A 21,395-nucleotide genomic window follows, 5' to 3' on the forward strand; every position below is an offset into this window, starting at 1 on the left:
AGATGTGTATAAGAGACAGGGGTGGACGGGTCACCGGGGTCGCCCGGCTCGCCCGGGTCGCCCGGCTCACCGGGCTCGCCCGGGGTGGTGGGCGCGGTGGTCGAGCCGTTCGACGTGGCGTCGCCGATCACGCTGATGCCGTTCCCGCCGATGGTGACCGGCACGTCCACGCCGATCGGGAGCCCGATGCCGTCGAGGATGCCGCCGTCGGAGCCGCCCCCGACCACGTCGCTCCCGCCGCCCGCGGCCGGAGCCTGGGTGCCGGAGCCCGACGTCGTGGCGTCGCCGACACCGCTGATCGCGTTGCCGCCGACCGTCACCGGCAGGGCCGCATCCACCGGCGCCTGAACGCCGGAGAGCAGGCCGCCGTCACCGGTACCGCCCGTGGTGGTCGCGCCACCGGCAGCCGGCACCGAGGTGGCCGAGTCCGACGTGGAGGAGTCGCCGACCACACTGATCGCGTTACCCCCCACGGTCACAGGCACCGCAGCATCCACCGGCGCCTGAACGCCGGACGCGACGCCGTCACCGGACGCGCCGCCGGTCACCTCCGTCGAACCACCAGCAGCCGGGGCCGACGTGGCCGAGTCGGACGTAGTCGAGTCGCCGACCACGCTGATCGCGTTACCACCAGCAGTCACGGGAACCGCAGCATCCACCGGCGCCTGAACACCCGACACAATGCCATCACCAGCACCACCGCCGGTCACCTCCGTCGAGCCACCAGCAGCCGGAGCCGCCGTGGCCGAGTCGGACGTAGCCGAATCGCCGAGCACACTGATCGCGTTGCCGCCCACGGTCACGGGAACCGCAGCATCCACCGGCGCCTGAACACCGGACGCGACGCCGTCACCGGTACCGGAACCGTCCGTGGTGGTCGAACCACCAGCAGCCGGAGCCGACGTGGCCGAGTCCGACGTAGCCGAATCACCGACCACGCTGATCGCGTTACCGCCGACCGTCACCGGCACCGCCGCATCCACCGGCGCCTGAACGTCGGAGAGCAGACCGCCGTCGGACGAGCCTCCGGTGACCTCCGTCGAACCGCCGGCCGGAGCCGACGTGGCCGAGTCCGAGACTGCCGAATCGCCGACCACGCTGATCGCGTTACCGCCGACCGTCACCGGCACCGCCGCATCCACCGGCGCCTGAATGCCCGAGGCGATCCCGTCGCCCGAGCCTCCGCCGTCGACCGTCGTGGACTCCCCGGCGGGAGCGGACGCGGTCGAGTCCGACGACGACGTGTCGCCGAGGACCGAGACGGCGTTTCCGGCGACGGTCACCGGGACCGCGACGTCGAGCACGGCCTGGTCGCCGCTGAGCACGCCGTCGACCGACGACGGCGACACGGAGACCGACGGTGCGGCGGGTGCCGCCGCGGACGAGTCCGCCGACGACGAGTCGCCGAGGACCGAGATGCCGTTCCCGGCCACGCTGACCGGGATGGAGACCCCGACGACCGCCTGGTCGCCGGTGGCGACGCCGTCGCCGGCAGGGGCCTCGGCGGCGTTCGCCGCCGCCGTTCCCGCCAGCCACAGGCCGCCGACGGAGAGGGTGAACCACAGCCCCCTCGAGACGAACTTGTTCATGTTTCAGCCTTTCGAATGAGTGTCTGTCTCCGCGCAGCGAGGCGCGGAGGGATGGTCGCGTGCTGCCGTCGAGGGCAGCGGCGACCCACTCAGTCGGGGCTGATGTCGTGGTCGGCGACGGGCGCGCCGGGGATCCGGTCGTCCGTGGGGCCGCCGAGGGCGCCGGGGAGGGCGCCGGCGGAGAGTCCGAGGCCGTCCGCGAGGGCGGCGAAGGCCGGCGCGGCGCCCGCGCCGGAGCCGGTCGAGGAGCCGTTCGCGCCGGACGGCGACGACGGCGCGGGCAGCGGGGCGCCGTCCGGCAGACCGGGCAGACCAGGCGCTCCGCCGAGCCCCGAAGAGCTCGACGCGGCGAACCCGACGCCACCGGCGGCCGAGAACGTCGATCCCGCACCGGCGAGGCCCACCGCAGCGGCACTCCCGGCAGTTCCAGCGCGCGCGGCGAGCGCGGCCGCGAGTGCCGCGCCATCCGCCGCAGGCCCGTACACACCGGGCGCATCCCGACCAGGGGCGTCGGCACCCGGGAGACCCGGCAGTCCGGGAAGATCAGGCAGTCCGGGCAGCCCGGGCACGTCCACGCCCGGGTCCCCCGCGGGCGGCGTCACCACCGGCTGCGTGCCCTGGTCCACGGCGTCCGAGACCCCGGCGACCGCGCCGTCGGCGACGTCCGCGACGGGCGTCACGATCGACGTCACCGGCGCATCGCCGAGCAGTCCGCCGACGACGTCACCGACCACCGGGGTGGAGGCGACGACCTCGTCGACCGTGTTGGTCACGGGCGTGGTCACTGCCGAGACCGGGGCCTGCTCCGCGACGTCGGACACGGTGTCGACGACCGGCGTCACCACCTCGGAGACGACCTGCTGGACCGGTGCCGGCACCACCGGCGCCACCGCCGAGGTGACCGTGGACACCGTCGAGCCGACGCCCTGCGTCACTCCCGAGACCGTCGAGTCGAGTCCCTGGGCGACTCCCTGCGTCACCGACGAGACCACCGATCCGAGCGGCGCGGGCGGCGCCTGCTCATCGGCCGAAGCGGGCGATCCGCCGAGGAGGAAGCCCAGCACGGTCAGGCCGGCGCCGCCGATCAGCGCTCCGACGAGCAGGCGCGCACGACCGCGCGAGCGGGGCAGCTCCACAGCTGCGGCATCCGTATCCAGCGCGATCACCCCCTGACCGTTCGAGATGCAGGGGAATATACGCTCCTGTCTACCGGGCGGGAAGTGCTTCCTCACGACTTTTTTCAAAACGAGTGTGCGAGGTGCGACCGGCGAGCGCCGCGACCACGACCACGACGAGCGCCCCGACGGTCATCAGCGCGCCCACCCACAGCGGCGACGTGTACCCCAGGCCGGCCGCGATGGTCAGGCCGCCGAGCCAGGCGCCGAGCGCGTTCCCGGCGTTGAAGGCGGCGATGTTGGCGCCGGAGGCCAGCGTCGGCGCGTGCTCGGCGTGGCTCAGCACCCGCAGCTGGAGGGCCGGCACGGTCGCGAAGCCCGCCGCGCCCATCAGGACCAGCGCGATCACCGCCGCCACGCCGTTGCCGGCGACCAGCGCGAAGACGCCGAGCACCACCGCGAGCACGGCGAGGAGCACCAGCAGGGTGCCGTCGACCGACCGGTCGGCCAGCCGCCCGCCGACCGCGTTGCCGACGAACAGGCCGACACCGAAGAGCACGAGCAGCCACGGCACGGCACCGGACGGGAACCCGGCGACCCCGGTCAGCGTGTACGCGATGTAGGTGAACGCGCCGAACATCCCGCCGTACCCGAGCACCGTCGCGCCCAGGGACAGCCAGACCTGCCCCGACCGGAAGGCGCTCAGCTCGCGGCGCAGGCTGGGCGTCTCCGCCTCCGCGTCGGCGGCGGCCTTCGGCACGAGCACGGCGATGCCGACGAGGGCGATGACGCCGATGACGGTGATCGCCCAGAAGGTCGACCGCCAGCCGAGCGCCTGCCCGAGGAGGGTGCCGAACGGCACGCCGAGGACGTTCGCGGCGGTCAGGCCGGTGAACATGATCGCGATGGCGCGCGCCTTCTTGTCGGGGGCGACGAGCCTGGCCGCGACGACCGACCCGATGCCGAAGAACGCCCCGTGGCAGAGCGCGGCGACGATGCGCCCCGCGAGCATCGTGCCGTAGTCGGGCGCGAGCGCCGAGAGGGCGTTGCCGGCGATGAAGAGGACCATCAGCCCGAGCAGCGTGGCCTTGCGGGGCAGCCGGGTGGAGGCCGCGGTCAGCCCGAGCGCGCCGACGACCACCGCCAGTGCGTAGCCCGAGATCAGCCACCCGGCGGTCGCCTCGTCGACGTGGAAGTCGGCGGCGACCTCGGGCAGCAGTCCGGCGATGACGAACTCGGTGAGGCCGATTCCGAAACCGCCGAGAGCGAGCGCGATCAGGCCTGCAGGCATGGAGACTCCTGGGAGGAATAGGGGATGGACGGGGCAGCGGCTACTCTGATAGTTGCAGACGCGCTATAAATCGTTGCACGTGCAACTACTTTCCGCAACCCGAGGAGGATCATTGGGGATCGCAGACGACGCCGTCGAGGTCCGCGCCCACGGCTGGCGGACCCTGGCGGCCCTCCACGCCTCCATCGAGAACGCCCTGGAGCGCGCGCTCACCCGCGACGCCGGCCTCTCGGTGGTCGAGTACACCGTCCTCGACGCGCTCAACCGCCAGGACGGCTGGCACATGCGCATGCAGCAGCTCGCGCGCGCCAGCGCCCTCAGCCCGAGCGCGACCACCCGGCTGGTCAACCGGCTGGAGGAGCGCGGCCTCCTCACCCGCGTCGACTGCCTGGACGACCGCCGCGGCATCTACACCGAGCTGACCACCGGAGGCCACGAGCTTCTGGACCGCGCCCGGCCCGTCCACGACGCGGCGCTCGAGCAGGCACTCGCCGAGGCGCGCGACGTGCCAGAGCTCGCCGCCCTCGTGGAGGCGCTGCCGCAGCTCACGCTCGCCGCCCGCTGACCGCATCCACCCTTCACGCCAGGACCAAGAGGCATCGCATGCTCCGCACCATGTTCAAGTCGAAGATCCACCGCGCGACCGTCACGCACGCCGACCTCCACTACATCGGCTCGCTGACCGTGGACCAGGACCTCCTCGACGCCGCCGACCTCCTCCCCGGCGAGCAGGTGTCGGTGGTCGACATCGAGAACGGGAACCGCTTCGAGACCTATCTCATCGCCGGCGAGCGCGGCAGCGGAGTCATCGGCGTCAACGGCGCAGCCGCCCACCTCGCGAGCGTCGGCGACCTGGTCATCGTGATCTCCTACGCGCAACTGGACGACGCCGAGGCGCGCGCATTCGTGCCGACGGTGGTCCACGTCGACGAGCGCAACCGCATCGTCGCGCTCGGATCCGACCCGGCTGAGGCGGTCGTACCGGGCGTCGAGACGCCGCCGTTCGCTGCGCGCGGCTGAGCGCCGACCACCACTCCCCTCCCCCTCCACCGAAGTCTTCTCACGACTTCGGTATTCAGTGTTGCTATCTACCGGTACTCGGCGTTACTATCTAGTGGTACTCAGCAACACTGACTAGCAAGGGAGGTTCCGATGGGCAGCCAGCAGACGGAGATGCTCAAGGGAACGCTCGAAGGCATCGTCCTCGCCATCCTGACCATCCGCCCGGCGTACGGCTACGAGATCACCGCGTGGCTGCGCGACCAGGGCTTCACCGACATCGCCGAGGGCACCATCTACGCCCTGCTCGTGCGCATCGAGCAGCGCGGACTCGTCGACGTCGAGAAGGTCCCTTCCGAGAAGGGGCCGCCGCGCAAGGTCTACTCCGTCAACGCCCAGGGGCGGGAGTACCTCACCGAGTTCTGGAGGACCTGGAGCTTCCTCGCAGAACGACTCGAACAGCTCCGAATCGGAGGGAACTGACATGGCCGCCAAGTGGATCGAACTCGTGACCGGCTCGCTGGAGCAGAAGAAGGAATACAAGCAGTACAAGAAGCGCATGGACGCGCTGCCCGAGCCGTACCGCGGGGTGGCGAAGGCGGTCTTCCGCTACTTCATGTACAACGGCAGCCTCGTCGAGGGCGACGTCATCGTCACGATGATGGGCGACTTCGTCGAGCTCTGGGAGCGCGCGGCCGCCGACGGCACGCCGGTGCGCGACATCGTCGGGGACGACCCGGTCGAGTTCGCCGACACGTTCGCCGAGGCGTACATCGGCAAGCGCTGGATCGACAAGGAGCGCGCCCGCCTCACCGAAGCGGTCGAGGCGGCGGAGGAGACGGAGAAGAAGGAGGGGGAGCGATGAGCACGCAGACGCTCGAACGCGGGCCGGCCATCCAGGTCCGCGGGCTGGAGAAGTCGTACAAAGACCTGCACGTCCTCCGCGGCGTCGACTTCGAGGTCGAGCGGGGCAGCATCTTCGCCCTGCTCGGCTCGAACGGCGCCGGCAAGACCACGGCCGTGAAGATCCTCTCCACACTGCTGAAGGCCGACGGAGGCTCGGCCGGGGTGAACGGCTTCGACGTGGCCGCGCAGGCGGCCGACGTGCGCGAGTCGATCAGCCTCACCGGGCAGTTCGCCGCGGTCGACGAGCTGCTCAGCGGACGCGAGAACCTCGTCCTCGTCGCCCGGCTGCGCCACCAGAAGGACCCGGGACGGATCGCCGACGACCTGCTCGCGCGCTTCTCGCTCACCGAGGCGGGCGGCCGCAAGGTCGGCACCTACTCGGGCGGGATGCGGCGCCGGCTCGACATCGCGATGAGCCTGATCGGCGAGCCGCCGATCGTGTTCCTCGACGAGCCGACCACGGGCCTCGACCCGCAGGCGCGCATCGAGGTGTGGGAGGCCGTGAAGGGCCTCGCCCGCCGGGGCACCACGGTGCTCCTCACCACCCAGTACCTGGACGAGGCGGAGCAGCTGGCCGACCGCATCGCGATCCTCCACGAGGGCCGCATCATCGCGAACGGCACACTGGCCGAGCTGAAGGCTCTGCTGCCGCCCGCGACCGTCGAGTACGTCGAGAAGCAGCCGACTCTCGAGGACGTGTTCCTCGCGATCGTCGGCGGGAAGGAGCAGTCATGACCACCGCGAACTTCGTCGTGGACACCACCGTCCTCACCGGACGGTCCATGAAGCACATCACGCGCAGCCTGGACACCATCATCACGACCGCGCTCATGCCGATCGCGTTCATGCTGCTGTTCGTGTTCGTTTTCGGCGGCGCGATCAACACCGGCGCCGACACGGGTTCGTACGTCGACTACCTGCTGCCGGGCATCATGCTCATCACGGTGGCGACCGGGGTCTCGTACACGGCCTACCGGCTGTTCATGGATCTGCAGGGCGGCATCTTCGAGCGGTTCCAGTCGATGCCGATCGCACGGTCGAGCGTGCTGTGGGCGCATGTGCTCACCTCGCTCGCCGCGAACCTGATCTCGATCGTGCTGGTCGTGCTGGTGGCGCTGCTGATCGGCTTCCGGACCGGCGCGAGCGTGCTCGCCTGGCTGGGTGTCGCGGGCATCCTCGTCCTGTTCACCCTGGCGCTGACCTGGATCGCCGTGATCGCCGGACTCACCGCGAAGAGCGTGGATGCGGCGGGCGCGTTCTCGTACCCGCTCATCTTCCTGCCCTTCATCAGCTCGGCGTTCGTGCCGACGGAGAGCATGCCGGGCCCGGTCCAGTGGTTCGCCGAGAACCAGCCGGTGACCTCCATCGTCGACAGCATCCGCGCCCTGTTCGCCGGGCAGCCGGTCGGCAGCGACCTGTGGATCGCCCTCGCCTGGTGCGTCAGCATCCTGGTGGTGGCGTACGTGCTGGCGAACGTGATCTACCGGAGGCGGATCACCGCGGGATGACCGGAGGTCACGCCGGATTCCTCACGAATGTCGGGTTGCGCATCGCGTAACCCGGCTTTCGTGTCGAATCCGTCGGTCAGTTCTCGGGGTGCTCCTGACGCACGCGACGATCGTAGCGTCGTGCGCACGCCATCCTGGTCACGGATGAACGGGCGTGGCCGCGTCTTCTCCGACGACGGTGCGCCAAATGCGCGCGGTCCACGACGTCACGACCCCCTCCGTCACATAGGGGTCGACGGCCGCGAAGGCGCGCGCTTTCTCGAGCGCGTCCGAGCCGGTGAAGATCAGAAGACCCGTGTACGGGCCGTCTCCTGCGGCGCCGCCGAGCACGAGTTCGCCGCGTTCGACTGCGGCCCATGCGACCCGGAGATGGGCGGAGCGATGCCGCTCGCGGGCGCTGAGATAGTCATCGCCGTAGGTGTACTCGAGCACTGCATGCATGCGCCTCTCCGCTCCGTCCAAGGCCAGTGGTTCGGGATGTACTGACACACTCGTGTCAGTGGTTCGATACGCTACTCGCATGACCGACCGGCGAGCAACTCCGTCACCCCGGCAGGCCGAGCTTCTGGAGGCCGCCTACCGGTATGTCCTGCAGCACGGCATCACCGGTACGTCCCTTCGTCCACTCGCGGCGGCGATCGGCTCGAGCACGCGCGTGCTCATGTTCCTGTTCGGCTCGAAGGACGGACTCACCCGGGCCCTGCTCGGCCGGGCCCGGGTCGATGAGATGGAGGCCCTGCAGCACCTGGTTCCAACGGGCCAGGGTCTTGCAGCGGGCGTCGAGGCGCTCTGGCGCTGGCTCTCGTCCGACTCCCATCGACCCGTACTGCTTCTGTGGGTCGAGTCCTACAGCCGCTCCCTGCTCGACAATGACGGGCCGTGGGCTGATTTCGCGGAGGAGACGGTGACGGGCTGGCTGGACCGACTTGCCGGCTTCCAGCCCGAGGACGAGCGAGCGACCCCGTCGGGCACGATCGAGCGAACGCTCGCTCTGGCCGTACTCAGAGGCGCCCTCCTCGACCTCCTCGCCACATCGGACCCAGGACGCTCATCCGCGGCGGTGCTGCGTTTCACCACCCTGATAGGTCGGGACGAGCCGGCCGGTTGATGGACGTCGACCCCTCACCGCACCCGCTCTGCCGCGAACTGCATCCGCGGGTGGGCGTACGCCTCCTGCGTCTCGACGAGCTGCAGCTCGCGCTGGCCGGAGCGGTAGGTCGCCTCGATGAGATCGAAGACGCTCGACGCGGTGCGCTCCAGCGCGACCGACGCGTCGCCGGTGGCGCGGTAGTGGGCCGTGAAGAGGGCGGCCGTGACGTCGCCAGAGCCGTTCGCCTTGAGCGGGAGGAGGGGCGTGCGCACGATCCAGGCGCCGCTGTCGTCCGCGGCCAGCATCTCGATCGTCTCGGGGTCGCGGTCGGGGCGCTCGACGCTCGTGACCAGGACCGTGGAGGGGCCCATCGCGCGGGCCGCGTCGACCGAGGCGAGCGTCGACTCCAGATCGCCGGGCTCGGTACCGGTCAGGTAGCCCAGCTCGAACTGGTTCGGCGTGATGATGTCGGCGACCGGGACGACGCGGTCGCGCAGCAGGTCCGGGATCTCGGGCGCGACGAAGCAGCCCGACTTGGCGTTGCCCATGACCGGGTCGCAGGCGTAGATCGCCGAGGGGTTGGCCTCCTTGACCCGGCGCACCGCGTCGACGATCACGTCGCCGATGCCGACCCCGCCCTGGTACCCCGAGAGCACGACGTCGATGGAGGGGAACACGCCCCGCTCCTCCACACCCGTGATCACCGCGCGCACGTCGTCCGGCGCGATCAGCGGGCCGCGCCACGCGCCGTAGCCGGTGTGGTTCGAGAAGTTCACTGTGTAGACCGGCAGCACCTCCACCCCGATGCGCTGGAGCGGGAACACGGCGGCCGAGTTGCCGACGTGGCCGTACGCCACCGCCGACTGGATGGAGAGAACCTTCATCCCCTCAGGCTACCTCCGCGGCAGGACCGCGACCGCGCGCGTGGGCCGCTACCGCAGCACCTCGACCAGCGCGATCCACGAGAAGGCGATGGCTCCCACCACGGCCACGATGGAGCCGGCTGCCACCCAGACCAGGCCGCCTGCGACGGACGCCGCGAGCAGCACCCCGCCGACGGCGAACAGCACCAGGGGCGCGACGAACAGCGCGATCACCGGGATGTCGAACCGGTGGTACTCCCCGCGCGTCGGATCCGCGAGCACCGCCCGCGCGGCGTACCCCGCGATCACGAAGCACAGCGCGGTGAGCACCAGCACCTCCATGCCGAACCCCCACAGCACCTGGCCGGGGATGAGCGCCGCGCAGCTCAGCACCACGCCGAGGATGAGGGCGGCGACTGCGGCGCCCGCGCGAGCCGCGAGCCCGCGCGACTCCGCGATCTGCTTGATGTTGACGGACAGCGCGACGATGAGCAGACCGGCCAGCGCCGCCCCCGCGCCGGCAACGGCGACGTTGAACTCGGACCACTGCTCGAAGGCCCCCACCATGCGCACATGCTAGCGGTCCCGCGCATCCCGGGCGTATAACGGGGGCATGGCCGACGCGATCACTGCCTGGATCGACCGCTACCGTCGCGCCTGGGAGTCGAACGACCCGGACGACATCCGGGCGCTCTTCACCGAGGACGCGAGCTACCGCACCGAGCCGTTCGCCGAGCCGTGGGACGGCCACCTCGAGATCGTCGAGGGGTGGCTCGACGCGCAGGACGACCCCGGGTCCGTCAGCTTCGAATGGAGGCTGCTCGGGCAGGACGGGCCGACCTACTTCGTCGAGGGCGTCACCGACTACCGCGACGGGCCGGTCTACAGCAACCTGTGGATCGTGCGTCTCGCCTCCGACGGCCGGGCCGAGGAGTTCACCGAGTGGTGGATGGAGCAGGAGCCGGACGAGGAGGAGTAGCCGGGCTCACAGCTGGCCCAGCCACAGCCCCAGTCCGGCCGCGGCGAGCGCGAGCAGCAGCATCCCGACGCCGTTGAACAGCGCCGCCCGGTACCGCCGCTGCTGCGCGAGCCGGACGGTCTCGTAGCTCGCCGTGCTGAAGGTGGTGTAGCCGCCGAGGAATCCGGTGCCGAGGATGGCCCGCCACTCCGGCGGAAGGCCGTGCGCCATCGCGAGACCCGTCACCAGCCCGAGCAGGAACGACCCGGTCACGTTGATGACGGTCGTCCCCAGCGGGAAGCCCACGCGCACCCGGCTCCGGATGACGCCGTCGAGCACGAGGCGCGCGACGGCGCCGAGTCCGCCGCCGGCCGCGACCGCGAGCACCAGCAGCGGGGTCATGCCGACCCTCCTGACCGGCGGGCGCCGCGCCGGCCGAACCAGGCCCCGACGGCGATGCCCGCGACCGTCGCCGCCGCTCCGACGAAAACGGTCGCCGCCGCGTAGAGCAGGCCGCCGCCGACGTTCGCGGCGACGAGGAGCCCGTCGGTGTCGACCGCGAACGCGCTGTACGTCGTGTACCCGCCGAGGATGCCGGTGCCGGCGAACAGCCGCAGGTCGCGGCGGCGTCCCTGGTCCGGGCCGCGCAGTGCCAGCGCCTCCAGCAGCCAGCCCAGCACGAACGCGCCCGTCACGTTGATGACGAGTGTGATGAGCGGCAGGCCGAGCACGGGAGGAACGGCCAGCGAGAGCAGGTACCGCACGGTCGTCCCGAGCGCGCCGCCGACGAAGACGAGGAGCACCGAGCGCCAGTGCAGGTGCACGGGCGGAGGCGGGCGGCGCACTAGACCGGCGGGTCTTCCCACGGGAGCTTCTGCGCGCCGGGCACCGGCGCGAGCGGCACGACCATCACCGGCCGGTGCTGCCGGTGCGCGAGGTGCACGGCGACCGAGCCGTTGAAGAACTCGCGCAGGCTGCCGCGGAGGCCGGCCTCCCTGCTCCCCACGACGATGTACCGCACGTCGAGGTCGTCCGCGAGCCGCGAGAGCGCCCAGGCCGGGTCGCCGGCGAGCTGCTTGAGCGTGTACGGGATGCCGCGACCGTCGAGGACGCCCCTGATGTGCTCCTCCAGCTCGGGGTCGAACCGCTCCTCCTCGACCTCGGGCAGGTCGGGATCGTACGGGAGGGCCACCACCATGCCGTCGACGTAGCTCGAGACGAGGTACCGGTTGGGGTCGACCGTCGCGCAGATCAGCGGGAGGTCGAGGTCGTCGGCGAGCCGGGCGCCGTGTTCGAGCACGGCGACCGGCTGTCCCGGGACGACGGCGACGAGGATGCCGCCCCTTCCGAAGCTGTCGTTCCCGCTCATGCCCTTATATTGCACCATCGGGCCGTCGGCGCAGCCACGGCTCGTGCCTACGGCCTTCACGCGTCCGGAGGGAGGGAGTACGGTCGCCATACGAACGGAAGGGAACCGTACGGATGACCGTCGACAAGGCCCCGCTCCCCCGCGAGCGCCGCCGGACCACCCGGGGACTGCGCCCGCTGCCGGAGCTGACCAAGGACCTCGTCGCGCAGTCGCGCCGCCTGGTGGCCGGTGAGGTCGCGCTGTTCAAGGCCGAGATGACCGCCAAGGCGAAGGCCGCCGGCATCGGCGCGGGCCTGCTCGTCGGCGCTCTGGTGTTCGTGTTCTTCGCCGTGGCGGTGCTGATCACCGCGGCCGTGTGCGCCTTCGCGCTGATCGTGCCGCCGTGGCTCGCCGCGCTGATCGTGGCGGGCATCCTCATCGTCCTCGCCGTCATCGCCGGCCTGATCGGATGGCGCAGCCTCAAGAAGGGCATTCCTCCCGTGCCGGACGACCTCAAGCCAGAGCTGAGCGCCGACCTCCGCGCGCTGAAGGGAGAGCAGCCGTGACCTCCACGACCACCCCGCAGCTGCGCCAGCAGGGCGAGCGTCCGGCCGGCAGACCGCCGATCCCGGCCGGCGCCGGCATCAACACGCTCAAGCTCGACCTCGAGGTGACCCGCGACGAGCTCGCGAGCACGCTCGACGACCTGTTCGCCACCTTCAATCCGCGCGTGCAGATCCGCTCGCACCCCACCTTCTTCGTGGGCCTGTTCCTGGCGATCGCCGGCGGGGCAGCGGGGATCGCGGTGCTGCTGACGCGGAGGCGCCGGCGTGCCCGCTGACCGCGGCGGCGTCGGCTCGGACCGGGCAAAGGCCGTCCGGCGCATCGAGGACCACCGGAGCGAGCCCTGGTACCGGCTGCCGTGGGGCTTCATCTTCAAGCGGACGCTGCGCAGCTTCAGCAACGACCAGTGCACCGATCTCGCGGCGGGCCTGACCTACTTCGGCGTGCTGTCGCTGTTCCCGGCGCTGCTGGCGCTGGTCAGCATCCTCGGCATCGTCGGCCAGAGCGAGCAGGGCATCGACGCGCTGTTCGGGATGGTGGACGAGCTCGCACCCGGCATGCTGGACGTGCTCCGCGGGCCGATCGAGGATCTCGCGGCGTCGCCGGCGACCGGCTGGGCGCTCGTCATCGGCATCGTCGGCGCCGTGTGGTCGGCGTCGGGCTACGTCGGCGGCTTCGGTCGCGCGCTCAACCGGGTGTACGGGGTGGAGGAGGGGCGCACCGCGTTCACGCTCCGCCCGGTGCAGCTCGGCGTCACCCTCCTGACCCTCGTGGCGGTCTCGCTGCTGGCCCTCATGCTGGTGGTGTCCGGCCCGGTCGCTGAGGCGATCGGCAACCTGCTCGGGCTGGGCGACGCGTTCGTGATCGCCTGGTCGATCATCCGCTGGCCGATCGTCGTCGCCGTGATCGTGCTGCTGGTCGCGGTGCTGTACGCGGCGACCCCGAACATCAAGCATCCGCGCATCCGCTGGCTCACGCCGGGGTCCATCGCCGCCATCGTGGTGCTGGGCATCGCCTCGGCCGGGTTCGCGTTCTACGTCGGCAACTTCGGCAACTACGACCGCACGTACGGCGCGCTGGCCGGCGTCATCGTGTTCCTGCTGTGGATCTGGATCGCGAACAACGCGCTGCTCTTCGGCGCCGAGCTCGACTCCGAGGTGGAGCGGGCCCGCGAGCTCGTCGCGGGCATCGAGGCCGACGCGGTGCTGCGCCTCCCCCTCAAGTCCGACAAGGCGCTCGTGAAGAAGCGGGAGGCCGCGGCCGGCGAGATCCTCGCCTCGCGGGCGATCCGGCGGCGCTACCGGGACAAGGTCACGAACTAGGCCCGGTCACGCGACCGAGACGGTGCCGGAGGTCGCGAGCACGCGACCGGACGCGTCCAGCGCCTGCACCGCGGCACGCGCGGCCGTCGGCACCAGGAGCGACGTCTCGAAGCCGGAGGCCGCCACCTCACCGGCCGGCTGCGGCTCGCCCGACGAGTCGGCCGCCGTCAGCACCCGCCACCTGCGCACCTCCGTCGCGCCGTTCCAGCTGGCGAATACGCGCACACCGCCGCGCTCCGTCTTGGCGGCGACGGCCGGCGTGGTCGTGGGATGCGCGGTCCACTCGTGGCGGTACGCGCGGTACGAGATCCCGCCGAGCGTCGCCTCCCACACCGGGGTGCCTCCCGCGGTGAACTCGGTGGCGGCCGGCACCGTGCCCCAGCCGACCAGCACGTTGCCGCCGGGCAGCAGCTGCGTGCTGCCCATCGCGGTGCCGAGGTGGTCGTCGTAGGCGTACTCCTGCACGAGCGTCGCGCGCCGCGCGTCCTCGTCCAGCTCGAACACCATGCCGCGCGAGTGCCCTTCCGCCGCCGCGTACAGGTGGTTGTCGAACAGCGACAGGGTGCCGTCGGCGTTGCGGCGCACGTCGTGCTGCCAGGCGAAGACGGCCTTTTCGGGCACGTCGAAGTCGCTCGCGCGGCCGCCGAGCTGCCAGACGACGTCGCCGGAACTCCGGTCGACCGCGTAGATCGCGTGGGTGTGCCGCGCCGAGACGAGCAGCCGGTCGCCGTCGTCGTCCACGGCGTTCAGGTGGAACGGGTCGAAGGCGCGGCCCGCAGTGGTGCCGTCGTGCCCCTTGTCCTGCGTCAGACCCAGGTACGTGTCCTTCACGCGGATGTGGTCCTGGGCCTTCCAGTCGAGCAGGACCTCACCGGTGGCGACGTCCACCTCCTGCACCCGGCAGTCGTAGATGTAGCCCTTCTTCGGGCCGCCGATGCCGCTCAGATCGGCGGGCTCGGTCGTGTACACGGTCAGCAGCGCCGTGCCGCGGTCCGTCAGCGTGAACTCGTGGAGGTCGGCCTCCACGCCGTTCCCCGCCGAGACGCGCGCCACCTCGGCGTAGCCGTCGTCGAGGATCACGCCGACCCCGTCGCCGTGACCGCCGGAACTCTTCCCGGTCCAGTACGTGAGGACGGGTCTGCCCTGGTAGGTCTGGACCTTCAGGTCGGTGACGTTGGCCGTGGTGGGCTCGATCCAGACGGGCTCACCCTCCTCGGTCATGATCAGGCCGTTGAACCCCTTCACCTGCTGCGTGACGAACAGGAGCCCCGCGGCCGTCGTGCCCGTCTTCCACGTGGTGACGGCGGGCACGGTGAGGTCCGTGCTCTCGAAGGTGCGCTGGGCGGCCCCGGTCGCGCCGGCGCTCGAGCTGGGTTTCGGCGTGGAGGTCGCGGCGCTGGATCCGGGCGACGGCCGGGTCGCGACGAAGACGCCGGCAGCGGCCCCGACGGCCAGCACACCGGCGCCGGTCAGGACGGCTCGACGGGAGAGACGGGGATCGGGTGTCACCCCTCCACTATCCGCGCGGATTCAGGCGCGGGCCAGGGATCGGCTGTGGTTCGGCTGAGCGCCGGGCCGATCAACCGTAACGGAGCGCGGCGCCGTCCGACTTGAGGAAGTCGATGTGGAGGTGGTTGCAGGTGTCCGAGAACGGCTTCATGTTCTCGAGGTCGACCGAGGCGCGGCACTCGATCTGGCCGACGCCGGTTCCGTTGGGGACGATCGGGTCGAGGATCTTCAGCAGCTCGACCGAGTAGGCGTCGCCGCCGGTCAGCGGCGAGCCGTTGATGAGGTAGAAGTCGAGTGCGTGGCCGCCGCCGTCCGCGTAGTGCGCGGACTCGGTGCCGGCGCCCTCGATCTGGCCGGTGCAGCGGCGGTTGATGTCGGAGACGCCCACCTGCTGGAAGTTGTCGAGCGCGACCGCGATGGCCTGCAGCACGCGGTAGTCGACACCGCAGCCGGGAACGGCGCGGCCCTCGGCGAGGTCGGCGATCTCGGGCAGGTGGTTGGGGGTCGAGCCGACGAGCCGGCCGGAGGCCACGGCGCCCATGAGCTGGACCGCGAGCGCCTGCACGGTCGGCGAGACCGTGTCGTTCATGGTCGAGTCGAGCATCTCGGGGCTCTCGGCGATGGCGAAGCCGTCGCGCGAGACGACCTGCGCGGTCGCGTCGCCGCCGGTGAGGGTCTGCACGGCGAGAGCGGTACGCGCGTTGCCGGTCACCGAGGCCTCGGCGGAGGTGGCGTACGCGGGCAGCGCGGCGGTGCCGAAGAAGGCGGCCAGCGCGAGGATGACGATCGTGTGGATGCCGAGGCGGCGGCCGTCGGGGCGACGGATGCGCGCGGCGAGGGAGGGACGCGGCGCGCGGGGCGGACGAGCGGCCTTGGCGCCGGTGCGCGCGGCCGACGAGGTGGCGGCCGAAGCGGTCACGACGGCGCTCGGAGCGGTCACCGCACCCTGCTGGCCGGCACCCGCCGTGCCGGACCGGCGCGATCCCCTGGTCGGCTTGACGACGATGCGCTCGCGCTTGCGGGTGCGTCCGTCGCGCTTGGCCGCGCCGCGGTCGGCGGCCGAACTCGTCGTGCGCTCGGCCTCGAGACGCGCCCGGCGGCTGGTGAAGACGGGAGTGGCGGCCGTCTCGACCGCCTCGACGGCGGCGAAGTGCTCAGCGCTCGTGAAGTCCTCGACCGGGTCGGCGGTCAGTTCGTGCTGCTGGTCCACGTCGACGACGACGGGTGCGCGGAGACTGCGGCGAGACCGCAGAGGGGCGCTGGACTGGGGCAAGCTGCTGATCTTCCTGAGGACGGTCGGGGTCGGCTGCGCCACGAGCGACGCAAAAAGCTACCCGTCCTTTCTACCCCATGACGCCTGGGCATTGCATCAATGCAGATGAATGGATTCGGTGATATAGGGGCCGCCCTCCGGGAGGGGGCGCATCCTGCACGTTCGGGTCGAGCAGGGCGCCCCACCGGGCGATTCTCGGAGTGATGCGGGCACTCCGGACAGAATGAACAGTACGTCCCCCCTGGCGGACGGGCGCGCGGCGGTACGGCTGGTACGACAGCGCCGGCGGCGAGGCCGCCCCCGGACCTCAGGGAATGGCCACGGCGAGCCGCACGCGGCCGGCCGCCTCCCGCAGCTCCACCGTGCCGCGCTCGGCGAGCTGACGCAGGCCGATGCCGGGCTCGGACGAGGCGAGGACCCCTCCCGACGTGACCACGACGGCCACCCCGTCGTCGTCGGAGGCGTGCACGTCGAGGGTCACCGGCGTGCCGTCGCCGTGCCGCACGGCGTTGGCGAGCCCCTCCGAGATCGCGTCGACGACCGCGTCGCAGCGGGCCGGGACGTCGAGCCGGTCGATCACGTCGTCGGCGATGGTCGAGGTGAGCGGGATGGCCGAGCTCCAGCTCTCGAGCAGGCTGCGCAGGCGGTCGGCGGGCGGCGGCTCCGCAGCCGGGGTGAGCAGCTCGCAGCGGATGCGGTCGACCACCGCCCGCAGGTCGGCGGAGGCGTCGTCGCGACCGTCGGCGCCGAGGGCGAGGGCCGCGGCGATCAACTCGGCCTGCACGCCCGAGTGCAGCAGCCGGGCGAGCGCGGCACGCTGGTGGTCGTAGTCGGCGCGGATCCGGGCGGCGGCCCGCACGCTCGCCTGCACCGCCGACTCCAGCCGGCTCTGGTCGACCCGCAGCAGCGACGACAGCGAGGCCATCAGCGCCACCGCCAGCGCGACCGCCGGGTAGGTGAAGACCTCGAACCAGACGATCGCCGGAGGGTGGCCCAGCGACTGGATGACCAGCCCGGTCGTGAGCGCGAGCAGTCCGCCGACGAGGAGATACCCGATCAGGATGGTCACCGCACGTCGGCCCGGTCGCACCCGCTCGGCGACCCGGCTGACGACGGTGTTGCCCGCCGCCGCCACCGCCGCGCCCGCCAGGACCGCCCACGCCGCGGGCAGGGCGCCGTACTCCACCGCCCCGAACGGGACGACGATCACTCCGAACAGCAGCGCGACCGGGAGGGGCGGTGCCGCCTGCAGGGCGCCGGAGACCTCCTGCATCCAGTCGCGCCTGCGCACCGCGGGCTCGGTACGGTCCTCGCCCCCGGACGAGGCGTCGTCGCCGTAGAGGCGATGGCTCGCCGGGCGGACGACGTCGTTGGCGAGGCCCCGGAGCAGCACGGCCGCATCCCGGGGCCGGATCGGCTGCCGGGCGATGGCGGCCGCGTGCTCGATCTCCTGGAGCACCCCGTCGACGGCGGAGCGGCGCAGGGACAGCAGCCGCTCCCCCGCCTCGGCCGCGTCGCGCTCCGACGCCCGCTGCGCCGCGCGCAGGCGGCGGTAGACGCCGAGATGCTCGCGCACGAGGTCGACCCCGACCGCGGTGAGGGTGAAGGCGGTCAGCACGGCGACGATGTTGATGGCGATGCGCGCGGCGAGGTCGCCCTGCTCGACCTCCACGCGGAGCAATGCGCCGCTGCCGAGGAAGAGCAGCGGGCGCAGCACGCCGATGCCGACGAAGACCGCGAGCACCACGACCGTGCGCCACCGCGCCGGCGTCAGGGCGAGCAGCCCGCGCCCCGCGAGCAGCAGCACGCCGACGCCGAGGTGCTGCACGAACGGGACGGCGAGAAGCTCCGCCGGGGTGCCGTGGATGTACTGCACGCCCGACATGACCGTCAGCGCGAACGGGAGCGAGATGACCCAGGTCCAGATTGTGATCGCGGAGGGGCCCGTGATGCGGGCGACGACGCGGGAGGCCCGCCCTGCGATCCCGGCGCTCACAGGCCGGTCGCGGGGTCGCCCAGTGTGGCGACGTAGAGGGTCGCCAGCGTGACCCGGGGAGTGGTCGTCTGCTCCCCGCCGGAGAGCCCGAGGGCCTGGAAGACGCGCTCGACGCTCTTCTCGACGGCCCGCACCGAGACCCCGCGGCGCCGCGCGATCTCGGCGTTGGTGAGGCCGGCGGCGAGCAGCCGGGTCGTCTCCAGCTGGGCGGGGCTGAGGCGCAGGAGCGCGGCCTGCGCGCCGGTCCGGCCGTCGTCGTGGGTGACCGGGCGGTCGGCGAGCACGGCCTCCGCCGCGTCGACCAGCTCGTCGACCGAGGCGATCGCGCCCTTGTTGACGTAGGAGGCACCCGCGACGGTGTCTCGTGCGTGCGCCGCCGCCGCCTCCCGCGAGAGGTTGCTGAGGAACAGGACCGCGATGTGCGGCGCCCGCTCGCGCAGGATCGTCGCCAGCTCGACGCCGTTCGGACGGGAGCTCAGGTCGATGTCGGTGACGAGGAGGTCGGGGTCGGTCCGCTCCGCGACCGCCAGGGCCTCTGCAGCCGCACCGGCGCTCTCGACGGCGAACCCGCGCTGGCGGAAGGCGTCGGCGACGAGCGAGCGCATCAGCGCGTGGTCCTCGACCACGAGCACGCGCCGCTGCCACATCCCCTCGGCCATCCGTTCGCTCCTTCGGTCATCCAGCGACCCGTCTCATTCAGCACAGACTAACCGCGGGCGTATGCGCCCCCTGGCCCGGGGGCGCACCCCCAGTTCGGTGGACGAAGGCGCCTCCCGGCGGGCCGGTGCGATCCGGTTCGTAGACTGGCTACGAACACAGACCGGGACGACCGGCACCGGAAGGCGGAACGGATGGGCACGAGAGCGGCGCGCGTCACGCGCGGGATGCTCGCCTCCGGCGTCGCCGTCTTCGTCGCCGCGCTGTTCCACGTCGCGGGCGGCGGCGCCGCCCCCGGGCCCGTTGCTCTCGCGCTCAGTCTCGCCTTCTCGACCCTCGCCTCCATCGCGCTCACCGGCCGTCGGCTGTCGCTGTGGCGGCTGTCCGCCTCCGTCGGGGTCAGCCAGCTCCTCTTCCACCTGCTGTTCGGCCTGGGCGAGAGCACGGCCACGTTCGTCCCGGCGGCGGGAGGCTCTGCTCACCTCGCCGGCCACCTCCACCTCGGCGACCACCTGACCATGCTGGCCGGGATGCCCACCGGGCACGCCCTCGCGGCGCCCGATGCGATGTGGCTCTCGCACGCCGCCGCCGCGCTGCTCACGATCGTGGCGCTGCGCCGCGGCGAGCGCGCCTTCTGGGGACTGTTCGAGACGGCCCGGGTCGCGGTCGCGCGGTTCGTGGAGCGGATCGCCGTCGTCCTCGTGCGTCCCGCCGACCGGGCGCCCGCGCTCGTTCCCGTCGACGCCCCGCGTCCGCCGCTCGCGCTCGGCCTGCCGTTCGCACGGCTGCGCCACCGGGGTCCGCCGGCCGCCGTCGGCGCGCTCTGACGGGAGTCCCTGCCTCGGCCGGGGTCCCGGCGGGCGCGCACGCGCGCCACCGTACGGATCCCTGACGCAAGGACACCCATGAAGAAGACCACCTTCGCCGCCTCCCTGGCGGCCGCCACCACCGCGCTGCTCGTTCTCGCAGCGCCACTCGGGGCGAGCGCGCACGTGCGCGTCGACCCGGGTCACGCCGACCCGGGCAGTTACGCGACGCTGACCTTCAAGGTCCCCACCGAGTCGGCCACGGCCGGCACCGTGAAGCTCGTCGTCGATCTGCCGACCGACACCCCGTTCACGTCGGTCAGCTACCTCCCCCTGGCCGGATGGACGACCTCCGTCGACACCGAGAAGCTCGCCGACCCGGTGAAGACGGACGACGGCACGATCACCGAGGCGCCGGTGCGGGTCACCTGGACCGCCGACAGCGGCACGCAGATCGCGCCCGGCCAGTTCCAGGAGTTCACGATCTCGGCCGGAGCGGTGCCGGACACCGCCTCGATCCTCCTGCCCGCGCACCAGTACTACTCGGACGGCTCGGTCGTCGACTGGGACGAGAAGACGCCGGCCTCAGGAGAGGAGCCGGAGCACCCGGCCCCGACGCTCTACGTGACTGCCGCCGAGCCGGCCGCCGAGGGCACCGCGGCCGGCGGTTCGTCGGACGCTCCGCAGGTCGTCGCGAGCACCTCCGCTCCCGCCGCGGGTGCCGCAGGGACCACGGCGACCGCCGTGTCGATCGGGCTGGGCATCGCGGGGCTCGCACTGGGCGCGATCGCCCTGGTGGTCGCCGTCTTCGCGCTCACGCGCCGGGGTAGGGTGCGGGCATGACGCGCCGCATCGCCGCCGCGGTCGCCGCCCTCGCGGCCGCCGCCGCTCTCGCCCTGCTGCCGACGGCCGCGGCCTCGGCCCACGACTACCTCGTGAGCAGCGACCCGGCGGCCGACGCCACCGTCACCGCGCCGCCGAGCACCGTCACGCTGACGTTCAACGATCGCGTGCTCGACCTCTCCGGGGACGGCTCGAGCACCCTCCTGACCGTGACGGATACGGCGAAGCAGCACTTCGAGACCGGCTGCGCGACCGTGGCCGACCGCGCGGTCACCGCTCCGGTCGCCCTCGGTGCGGGCGGGCAGTACACGGTCACGTACCAGATCGTCTCGGCCGACGGTCACACCGTCTCGAGCTCGTACGCCTTCCAGTACCAGCCACCGGCCGGCACCGCGGAGGCGGCGGGCAGCGCGACGACACCGTGCGGCGCGCCTCCGGCCTCCGCCACCGCGACGCCGGCCGCCCAGGAGCCGGGAGGGACGAGCACCGCCCAGGCCACGGCCTCCACCCCGCAGCCCCTGCAGACGGCGGGATCGACCGACCTCGGCCTCGTCATCGGCATCGGCGTCGCGATCGTCGTGCTCGCGATCGCCGGCGTGGTGATCCTCCTGATCACCGCCCGTCGCCGCCCGCCGACCCCCTGAGTCCAGCCTCCTCACCCACCATCCGTCCCCGGGGGTGGGGGGGGGGGCCGCCCCCGGGGGGGGGGGGGGACGCGCGCGGGGGGGGGGGGCGGGGGCCGGGCTGGGGGGGGGGGG

General features: G+C 72.2%; 27 protein-coding genes. 14 read left to right on the plus strand and 13 right to left on the minus strand.

Features of this window, described 5'->3' with window-relative positions; all coding sequences use genetic code 11:
* The 3 genes from ACR9ZG_RS10815 to ACR9ZG_RS10825 all read right to left on the minus strand — a co-directional run.
* The coding region (locus tag ACR9ZG_RS10815) for a beta strand repeat-containing protein (RefSeq protein WP_481284840.1) at positions 1-1,589 on the minus strand (1,589 nt) is incomplete at its 3' end.
* 89 nt (positions 1,590-1,678) lie between these two features.
* The gene (locus tag ACR9ZG_RS10820; protein WP_481284841.1) at positions 1,679-2,755 is read right to left on the minus strand and encodes a hypothetical protein; all 1,077 of its coding nucleotides are present in this window, start codon (positions 2,753-2,755) and stop codon (positions 1,679-1,681) included.
* Positions 2,756-2,795: 40 nt separating this feature from the next.
* Complete coding sequence (locus tag ACR9ZG_RS10825) at positions 2,796-3,995, minus strand: MFS transporter (RefSeq protein WP_481284842.1); 1,200 nt, start codon at positions 3,993-3,995, stop codon at positions 2,796-2,798.
* A 112-nt stretch (positions 3,996-4,107) separates the two neighbouring features.
* Between ACR9ZG_RS10825 and ACR9ZG_RS10830 the strand changes: the two genes are divergently transcribed.
* From ACR9ZG_RS10830 to ACR9ZG_RS10855, 6 genes are all read left to right on the plus strand, one after another.
* A complete protein-coding gene (locus ACR9ZG_RS10830; RefSeq protein ID WP_481284843.1) occupies positions 4,108-4,560 on the plus strand; it encodes a MarR family winged helix-turn-helix transcriptional regulator in 453 nt (150 codons plus the stop codon).
* A 38-nt stretch (positions 4,561-4,598) separates the two neighbouring features.
* A complete protein-coding gene (panD, locus tag ACR9ZG_RS10835; RefSeq protein ID WP_481284844.1) occupies positions 4,599-5,015 on the plus strand; it encodes an aspartate 1-decarboxylase in 417 nt (138 codons plus the stop codon).
* 132 nt (positions 5,016-5,147) lie between these two features.
* Positions 5,148-5,477 (plus strand): PadR family transcriptional regulator, encoded by a 330-nt coding sequence (locus ACR9ZG_RS10840; RefSeq protein WP_481284845.1) that lies wholly within the window; start codon positions 5,148-5,150, stop codon positions 5,475-5,477.
* A 1-nt stretch (position 5,478) separates the two neighbouring features.
* Positions 5,479-5,859, plus strand: a complete 381-nt coding sequence (locus tag ACR9ZG_RS10845; protein ID WP_481284846.1) for a DUF1048 domain-containing protein — start codon at positions 5,479-5,481, stop codon at positions 5,857-5,859.
* Positions 5,856-6,635 carry an ABC transporter ATP-binding protein gene (locus tag ACR9ZG_RS10850; protein ID WP_481284847.1) on the plus strand — a complete coding sequence of 260 codons (780 nt, stop codon included), beginning with the start codon at positions 5,856-5,858 and terminating at the stop codon, positions 6,633-6,635. Before ACR9ZG_RS10845 ends, ACR9ZG_RS10850 begins: the two co-directional genes overlap by 4 nt.
* Positions 6,632-7,408 (plus strand): ABC transporter permease, encoded by a 777-nt coding sequence (locus ACR9ZG_RS10855; RefSeq protein ID WP_481284848.1) that lies wholly within the window; start codon positions 6,632-6,634, stop codon positions 7,406-7,408. Before ACR9ZG_RS10850 ends, ACR9ZG_RS10855 begins: the two co-directional genes overlap by 4 nt.
* A 138-nt stretch (positions 7,409-7,546) precedes the next feature.
* Here the strand turns inward: ACR9ZG_RS10855 and ACR9ZG_RS10860 are convergent, their stop codons facing one another.
* Positions 7,547-7,849 carry a YciI-like protein gene (locus ACR9ZG_RS10860; protein WP_481284849.1) on the minus strand — a complete coding sequence of 101 codons (303 nt, stop codon included), beginning with the start codon at positions 7,847-7,849 and terminating at the stop codon, positions 7,547-7,549.
* A gap of 79 nt (positions 7,850-7,928) precedes the next feature.
* Between ACR9ZG_RS10860 and ACR9ZG_RS10865 the strand changes: the two genes are divergently transcribed.
* Positions 7,929-8,516, plus strand: coding sequence for a TetR/AcrR family transcriptional regulator (locus ACR9ZG_RS10865; protein ID WP_481284850.1), 588 nt, complete (start codon positions 7,929-7,931; stop codon positions 8,514-8,516).
* A gap of 14 nt (positions 8,517-8,530) precedes the next feature.
* Here the strand turns inward: ACR9ZG_RS10865 and pdxY are convergent, their stop codons facing one another.
* Both pdxY and ACR9ZG_RS10875 read right to left on the minus strand, forming a co-directional pair.
* On the minus strand, positions 8,531-9,382 hold the full coding sequence (pdxY, locus tag ACR9ZG_RS10870; protein WP_481284851.1) for a pyridoxal kinase PdxY: 852 nt from the start codon (positions 9,380-9,382) through the stop codon (positions 8,531-8,533).
* A 48-nt stretch (positions 9,383-9,430) separates the two neighbouring features.
* Positions 9,431-9,928, minus strand: a complete 498-nt coding sequence (locus tag ACR9ZG_RS10875; RefSeq protein ID WP_481284852.1) for a hypothetical protein — start codon at positions 9,926-9,928, stop codon at positions 9,431-9,433.
* Between the two features lie 46 nt (positions 9,929-9,974).
* On the opposite strand from ACR9ZG_RS10875, the gene ACR9ZG_RS10880 reads away from it, so the two are divergent.
* Positions 9,975-10,340, plus strand: coding sequence for a nuclear transport factor 2 family protein (locus ACR9ZG_RS10880; RefSeq protein ID WP_481284853.1), 366 nt, complete (start codon positions 9,975-9,977; stop codon positions 10,338-10,340).
* 6 nt (positions 10,341-10,346) lie between these two features.
* Here ACR9ZG_RS10880 and crcB read toward each other — a convergent pair whose 3' ends face one another.
* The 3 genes from crcB to ACR9ZG_RS10895 are packed head-to-tail and all read right to left on the minus strand — an operon-like array spanning position 10,347 to position 11,688.
* Entirely contained in the window at positions 10,347-10,721 is a 375-nt protein-coding gene (gene crcB / locus ACR9ZG_RS10885) for a fluoride efflux transporter CrcB (RefSeq protein ID WP_481284854.1), read from the minus strand.
* Entirely contained in the window at positions 10,718-11,143 is a 426-nt protein-coding gene (locus ACR9ZG_RS10890; protein ID WP_481284855.1) for a fluoride efflux transporter FluC, read from the minus strand. Before ACR9ZG_RS10890 ends, crcB begins: the two co-directional genes overlap by 4 nt.
* 20 nt (positions 11,144-11,163) lie before the next feature.
* On the minus strand, positions 11,164-11,688 hold the full coding sequence (locus tag ACR9ZG_RS10895) for a universal stress protein (protein WP_481284856.1): 525 nt from the start codon (positions 11,686-11,688) through the stop codon (positions 11,164-11,166).
* 113 nt (positions 11,689-11,801) lie between these two features.
* Between ACR9ZG_RS10895 and ACR9ZG_RS10900 the strand changes: the two genes are divergently transcribed.
* From ACR9ZG_RS10900 to ACR9ZG_RS10910, 3 genes are read left to right on the plus strand one after another with little or no spacing between them, the layout of a single operon-like run.
* Positions 11,802-12,233 carry a phage holin family protein gene (locus ACR9ZG_RS10900; RefSeq protein WP_481284857.1) on the plus strand — a complete coding sequence of 144 codons (432 nt, stop codon included), beginning with the start codon at positions 11,802-11,804 and terminating at the stop codon, positions 12,231-12,233.
* Positions 12,230-12,508 (plus strand): DUF3618 domain-containing protein, encoded by a 279-nt coding sequence (locus tag ACR9ZG_RS10905; RefSeq protein ID WP_481284858.1) that lies wholly within the window; start codon positions 12,230-12,232, stop codon positions 12,506-12,508. The genes ACR9ZG_RS10900 and ACR9ZG_RS10905 overlap by 4 nt, the downstream gene beginning before the upstream one ends.
* Complete coding sequence (locus tag ACR9ZG_RS10910) at positions 12,498-13,553, plus strand: YihY/virulence factor BrkB family protein (protein WP_481284859.1); 1,056 nt, start codon at positions 12,498-12,500, stop codon at positions 13,551-13,553. The genes ACR9ZG_RS10905 and ACR9ZG_RS10910 overlap by 11 nt, the downstream gene beginning before the upstream one ends.
* Before the next feature lie 6 nt (positions 13,554-13,559).
* On the opposite strand, the gene ACR9ZG_RS10915 is transcribed toward ACR9ZG_RS10910, so the two are convergent.
* The 4 genes from ACR9ZG_RS10915 to ACR9ZG_RS10930 form a co-directional block, all read right to left on the minus strand.
* On the minus strand, positions 13,560-15,062 hold the full coding sequence (locus ACR9ZG_RS10915; RefSeq protein ID WP_481284860.1) for an arylsulfotransferase family protein: 1,503 nt from the start codon (positions 15,060-15,062) through the stop codon (positions 13,560-13,562).
* A 70-nt stretch (positions 15,063-15,132) separates the two neighbouring features.
* A complete protein-coding gene (locus ACR9ZG_RS10920) occupies positions 15,133-16,335 on the minus strand; it encodes a hypothetical protein (RefSeq protein ID WP_481284861.1) in 1,203 nt (400 codons plus the stop codon).
* A gap of 307 nt (positions 16,336-16,642) precedes the next feature.
* On the minus strand, positions 16,643-18,331 hold the full coding sequence (locus ACR9ZG_RS10925) for a sensor histidine kinase (RefSeq protein WP_481284862.1): 1,689 nt from the start codon (positions 18,329-18,331) through the stop codon (positions 16,643-16,645).
* Positions 18,328-18,990 (minus strand): response regulator transcription factor, encoded by a 663-nt coding sequence (locus ACR9ZG_RS10930; protein WP_481284863.1) that lies wholly within the window; start codon positions 18,988-18,990, stop codon positions 18,328-18,330. The genes ACR9ZG_RS10925 and ACR9ZG_RS10930 overlap by 4 nt, the downstream gene beginning before the upstream one ends.
* A gap of 192 nt (positions 18,991-19,182) precedes the next feature.
* Here ACR9ZG_RS10930 and ACR9ZG_RS10935 point away from each other — a divergent pair, with 192 nt between their 5' ends.
* The 3 genes from ACR9ZG_RS10935 to ACR9ZG_RS10945 all read left to right on the plus strand — a co-directional run bounded on the left by ACR9ZG_RS10935 (position 19,183) and on the right by ACR9ZG_RS10945 (position 21,281).
* Positions 19,183-19,815 carry a hypothetical protein gene (locus ACR9ZG_RS10935; RefSeq protein ID WP_481284864.1) on the plus strand — a complete coding sequence of 211 codons (633 nt, stop codon included), beginning with the start codon at positions 19,183-19,185 and terminating at the stop codon, positions 19,813-19,815.
* Positions 19,816-19,893: 78 nt separating this feature from the next.
* Entirely contained in the window at positions 19,894-20,637 is a 744-nt protein-coding gene (locus tag ACR9ZG_RS10940) for a YcnI family copper-binding membrane protein (protein WP_481284865.1), read from the plus strand.
* Positions 20,634-21,281, plus strand: a complete 648-nt coding sequence (locus ACR9ZG_RS10945; RefSeq protein ID WP_481284866.1) for a copper resistance CopC family protein — start codon at positions 20,634-20,636, stop codon at positions 21,279-21,281. The genes ACR9ZG_RS10940 and ACR9ZG_RS10945 overlap by 4 nt, the downstream gene beginning before the upstream one ends.
* Positions 21,282-21,395 lie beyond the last annotated feature (114 nt).

Source organism: Leifsonia sp. KNZ12-8B (assembly GCF_056755495.1).